At 71.6% G+C, this 5,171-nt stretch carries 5 protein-coding genes and 1 pseudogene; 5 read left to right on the top strand and 1 reads right to left on the bottom strand.

Annotation, left to right across the window (positions count from 1 at the left end; all coding sequences use genetic code 11):
• Positions 1-51: 51 nt before the first annotated feature.
• On the bottom strand, positions 52-1,140 hold the full coding sequence (locus D7Y21_RS40240; RefSeq protein ID WP_120562237.1) for a polyprenyl synthetase family protein: 1,089 nt from the start codon (positions 1,138-1,140) through the stop codon (positions 52-54).
• 122 nt (positions 1,141-1,262) lie between these two features.
• On the opposite strand from D7Y21_RS40240, the gene D7Y21_RS40235 reads away from it, so the two are divergent.
• From D7Y21_RS40235 to D7Y21_RS40215, 5 genes and pseudogenes are all read left to right on the top strand, one after another.
• Positions 1,263-1,826 carry a hypothetical protein gene (locus tag D7Y21_RS40235; protein ID WP_120562238.1) on the top strand — a complete coding sequence of 188 codons (564 nt, stop codon included), beginning with the start codon at positions 1,263-1,265 and terminating at the stop codon, positions 1,824-1,826.
• Complete coding sequence (locus D7Y21_RS40230; protein ID WP_120562239.1) at positions 1,823-2,731, top strand: TIGR01777 family oxidoreductase; 909 nt, start codon at positions 1,823-1,825, stop codon at positions 2,729-2,731. The genes D7Y21_RS40235 and D7Y21_RS40230 overlap by 4 nt, the downstream gene beginning before the upstream one ends.
• Before the next feature lie 17 nt (positions 2,732-2,748).
• Positions 2,749-3,801 (top strand): alpha/beta hydrolase-fold protein, encoded by a 1,053-nt coding sequence (locus D7Y21_RS40225; RefSeq protein ID WP_121718533.1) that lies wholly within the window; start codon positions 2,749-2,751, stop codon positions 3,799-3,801.
• 257 nt (positions 3,802-4,058) lie between these two features.
• Positions 4,059-4,658 carry a hypothetical protein gene (locus tag D7Y21_RS40220; protein WP_121718532.1) on the top strand — a complete coding sequence of 200 codons (600 nt, stop codon included), beginning with the start codon at positions 4,059-4,061 and terminating at the stop codon, positions 4,656-4,658.
• Between the two features lie 108 nt (positions 4,659-4,766).
• Positions 4,767-5,171, top strand: a pseudogene (locus tag D7Y21_RS40215) (metallophosphoesterase); the annotation flags it as partial.

Genomic DNA, 5,171 nt, shown 5'->3' with positions numbered 1-5,171 from the left:
CCCGCGCCCACCACCACCACCCGCTTGCCCTGTGCGCTCATGACGGTGTCCTCAGGAAGCGCGACGCGACAGCCGGGTGATGAGGGAGTCCAGCAGGTCCCTCAGGCCATGGGGGTTGGGCAGCCCCTGCAGGCTCCGCCGCGCCGCACGCGACGCCCGCTCCACCGCGCGCTCACACGCCGCACGGCCGCCGAAGTGCTCCACCAGCTCCCGCGCACGGGCGAGCGCCGCGTCGTCCTTGCACTCCACCGGCAGCGCCCACAGCTGCTCCAATTCCTCGCGGCCCTCGGGCGTGGCGCGCACGTACGCGGCCACCACCGGGAAGGTGCGCTTGGCCTGCACGAAGTCGCCGTCGGACGCCTTGCCCGCCACTGCCGCGTCGCCGAACAGGCCGATGAGGTCGTCGCGCAGCTGGTACGCCAGGCCCACCGAGCGCCCCACCCGCTCCAGTCCCTCCAGGAGCCCCGCGTCCGCGCCGCCCAGCATCGCGCCGCACACCAGCGGGGCGCAGAAGCCGTAGCGCGCCGTCTTGAGGTGCGCCACGCGCAGCGTCTGGAAGAGCGACATCTCCGCCAGCGGCACGCGCGCCAGGTCCAGGTCCAGGTACTGCCCCGCCGCCGTGTGCCGGCACACGCCCAGGTAGTAGCGCGCCACGCTCGACGCTCCCGGCAGCCCCGACTCCAGCATCGCCTCCAGCGAGCGCGCGAAGAGGTGGTCCCCCATCACCACCGCCAGGTCCTCGCCCGGACGGCCCGGGGCCAGCATCCGGTGCAGCACCGGCCCGCCCCGCCGCAGCTCCGCCTGATCCGCCACGTCGTCGTGGATGAGCAGGAACGTGTGCAAGAGCTCCAACCCCGCGGCGAAGCGCCACAGCCCCAGAGGCACCGCGGTGCTCCCGCGCGCCAGCCCGTGCCCCGCCAGCACCAGCGCCGGCCTCAGCCGCTTCGCCGGCCGCAGCGCATAGGCCCTCGCCTGCGCCGCCGCGTGTGTCCAACGTGCGTCCAGGGCCTGCTCATCCGGCAGCTCGAACAGCTGCGCGAGCGCGGCCTCCACCTGCGCCTGCACGAGCTGCAACCAGGCTTGTTCAGGGTGTGCTGCTCCGGCGGAGGTCTGCTGCACGTTGGGAAGCAGGGTGGCCATACAGCGGATCTCCGAAGTCGGGAGCACGGCAGCAGCCTTCTCACCTAGAGGTAGCGTTTGCGTCCAGAGATTGTCAAGGCTATGTCTAAGGTTTGCAAAAACCTTGTACACGGAGACTCCCGATGAAGGCGTGGATCGCAGGCGCGTTGACGGTGACCCTGGCAGCGGGAAGCGCGGGTGGCGCCGCCCCGGCTCCGGAGCCCGTGGACGCGACGTTAAGCACCAGCAGCGGAGAGCGAGTTCAGCTGGCGCGCTGGCGTGGGAAACCCGTCATCCTCTTCTACGAGGACAAGGACTCCACGACACTCAACGCCCCTCTGAAGGCGGAGCTGTTCACCCGGGGACGCGAGCGTGGCCTCCTGAAGAGCGCGTTCGTGGTCGCGGTGGCCAATCTGGAGAAATACGACTTCTTTCCCGCGCGGGGGATCGCCCTGTCGTACGTGCGTGACGAGGAGAAGAAGGCCGGCGTGCCCATCCTGGTGGACCTGAAGGGCACCCTGGGCCAGCCGCCCTTGAAGCTGCCCACCAAGACGTCCACGGTGATGCTGCTGGACGCGGAGGGCGCGCCGGTCTACCGCCACTCCGGGCGCATGAAGCCGGAGGAGCAGGCCCGCTTCTTCACCGCCCTGGGAGAGCTGGTGGGCCAGGACCTGACCGCGGACCGAGAAAAGGAGGCCCACCCTTGAGGGTGACCTGCACGGGCGCCACCGGCTTCCTCGGTCCAGGCCTTGTCCAAGGTTTGTTGGAGGCCGGCCACACGGTGCACGTGCTCAGCCGGAGCGTGGAACACGCGCTCGGCCGGCTGCCCGCCGGGGTCACGGGCTCATACTTCGACGGGAGCACGCCGATGTCGCCGGACGCGCTCGCGGGCGCGGAAGGCGTGGTGCACCTGGCCGGGGAGCCGGTGGACCAACGTTGGACGCACGAGGCGAAGCACCGCATCCACCTCAGCCGCGTGGAGGGCACCCGCGTGCTGGTGGAGGCCATGAAGCAGGCGGGCAGCGTGCGCCACTTCGTCTGCGCGTCGGCGGTGGGCTTCTACGGCGGCGCCCGGGCGGGGCAGACGCTGACGGAGGAGGACGCGCCCGGCGACGACTTCCTCGCGCATGTGTGCCAGGGCTGGGAGGCGGAGGCCGTGCGCGCGGAGGAGGCGGGCATCCGCACGGTGCGCCTGCGCATCGGCGTGGTGCTGCACCCGGCGGGCGGCGTGCTGCACCGGATGCTGCCGGTGTTCCGCATGGGCGCGGGCGCGAAGGTGGGCAACGGACAGCAGTACGTCAGCTGGGTCCACAGAGAAGACCTCTTCCAGCTGATGCGCTTCGCGCTGGAGCACCCCACGCTGTCCGGCCCGGTGAACGCCACGTCACCGGAGCCCGTCACCAACGCGACCTTCGCGCACACGCTGGGCGCGGTGCTGGAGCGGCCCGCGGCGCTGTCGGTGCCGGGCATCGTCCTCAAGGCGCGCTTCGGAGAGATGGCGCGCGTGGCGCTGGAGGGCCAGCGGGTGATGCCCCGGCGCGCGCTGGAGGCGGGCTTCCAGTTCCGCCACCCGGACCTGACCGGAGCGCTGCGCGACCTGCTGTCCCCCTAATACATTTCGAGCCACGCATGGACGACACCCGGACGCTGGAAGCCCGCGCGCGCGAAGAGGGCACGCCGCTCATCGACGGAGACACCGCCACCTTCGTGTGGAAGGGCTCCCGACAGGTCTTCCTCCAGGGAGACTTCCAGGACTGGCGAGGCACGCCCCTGCCGCTTGAGCGCGTGGGCAAGGGGCTGTGGGCGCGCTCGCTGGCGCTGCCCGAGGACGCCTACGTCGAATACGCGCTCCAGGACACGAAGGGCCGCCGCGTGCGCGACGCCTTCAACCCGCGCCGCTCCGACAACGGCTTCGGTGACTTCAACCACTGCTTCTGGATGCCGAAGGGCGAAGCGACACCGCTGGGCAAGCGCCTCCGGAACGTGCCGAAGGGCCGCGTGACGCGCCACCAGGTGGCAACGCACGAGTGGGCCGTGGGCAGCAAGCGCGCGGTGGCCCTCTACGCGCCGCCCGTGAAAGGCCCCGTGCCGCTCATGGTGGTGTTGGACGGCGACGACTACCTCCAGCGCGTCCAGCTGCCCGTGGTGGTGGACAACCTGATCGCCGCGGACCGCATGCGCCCGGTGGCCATGGCCTTCGTGTCCAACGGCGGCCCGGCCCGCACCACCGAGTACGCGTGCAGCGAAGCCACCGTGGCCTTCCTGCACCAGCGCGTGCTCCCCCTGGCCCGCGAGCACCTGTCCCTGGTGGATGAGCAGCGCACGCCGGGCGCGCACGCGGTGCTGGGCTCGTCGCTGGGCGGCCTGATGGCGCTCTACGCGGCCCAGCGCCTGCCGCACGTCTTTGGCCACGTCCTGTCCCAGTCCGGCGCCTTCTCCATCGAAGGCACCGACATGGTCGTCTTCGACCTGGCCCGGCGCATCGGCCAGCCGCCCCTCCATGTCTGGATGGACTGCGGCCGCTTCGAGGGCCTCCAGGACGGCAACCAGCGCCTCCTGCCCCTGCTCCAGGCGGCCGGGCACCGCGCCACGTACCGGACCTACAGCGGGGGCCATAATTACCCCGCGTGGCAGACCAGCCTCCCGGCCGGCCTCGAAGAAATCTTCTCGTCCCCCGGGTAACGCATCGCGGCGAAACGCCGGATTTCCGTCAGGGATGAAAGCCCCCTGGAATCAAGGGGTTGGCCGGGACGGAAGGCGGCCAAGGCCGGATGATCCAGGATTGGGAGGGGGCTCTGACGCGGCATGCGGGCGGCCGGACGGAGCCTGTGGACCGGGGGGCTACGCAACCCTGGGGAAGGACAGCCCGATAACAGATGTAGGTGCGCAACCCGGCGTGAGTATCGCGACGGGCCTTCCCCCGCGCCTGGAGTCCCCCCATGTCTCGCGTCGATGGTGGCAATCGCCCGTCCATTCCCCCGAAGCGCTCGGAGTTCGAGCGGTCCGAGCGGAGCGACGCCACGCGTGACAGCAAGCCGGGAGCCCAGGGCCGGACGCCCGCCAACGCCAACGTGCGCTCCTTCCAGGGCCGCAGCGACTTCGAACCCGCGCGCCCCGCCCCTGCGCGCCCCACGCCTGCGCAGTCGCAGGCCGTGAAGGCCCCGGTCTCTCCGGCGGACGCGGAGTCCATCGCCCAGGCGGACATGGAGCTGGGGCTCCTGGCGGAGTTCCCGGACGCGGACGCGCAGAGCGGCATCGCCTCCGCCATGCTGCACGCGCACGCGGATGCGCCCGTGTCGCAGAACCGCATCGTGGAGCGGCTGAAGCAGGACGGCCGCCTGGAGTCGCTCTTCGGCGAGGTCTTCCGCGAGGACAACCCGTACGTGGAGCAGCCGCACAAGAACGCCATCGTGAAGGCGCTCGACACGGCGCTCTCCCGCGGCACGGTGACCGGCGACGACCTGCGCGCCTTCTCCCGTGGCACCTACGCCCAGGAGTGGCAGCAGATCGGCGCCGCGCTGGGCACCCGCCAGAAGTAGCCGGCCGCCGGACGCGGGGCCCCCAGGCTCGGAGCCCCTTGCCGCTTCACGCTTCTTCACGCGCATGCCGGTTGCGCCGTGGCGCATGCGCGCGAGGATGGGCCTCCCATGGTGGAAAGCCCGTTGCGCATCATCCTGTTCATCCTCCTCGTCAGCGTCGCGTCGGTCCAAGTCCACGTCTACCTGTACCGGCGCCTCTTCCGCGACACGTCCACGAACCGGGCCTGGCGCACCGCCGGCAAGGTGCTGCTGACGGCGCTGTGCGTGCCGCTGCTGCTGTCCTGGGTGGTGACACGCATCATCCCCTCCGCGTTCATCGTCGCCGTGTTCGCGTGGACGTGGATGGGCGTCGCCGTCTACCTGCTGCTCTCCCTGGCGCTGCTGGGCGCGGTGCGCTGGCTCGTGGCGCGCACGCGCGGCCACCGGGGCGTCGCCGCGCCGCTCGCCACGCCCGCGCCGGACCCCGCCGCGCCGCCGTCCCTGGCGGACCTGGCCGTCACCGTGCCGCCCCCG

Source organism: Corallococcus sp. AB045, assembly GCF_003668895.1.
GTDB classification, from domain to species: Bacteria; Myxococcota; Myxococcia; order Myxococcales; family Myxococcaceae; genus Corallococcus; species Corallococcus coralloides.
The sequence above is the reverse complement of the archived record's forward strand: the minus strand, read 5'-3'. Positions and strand labels throughout refer to the sequence as shown.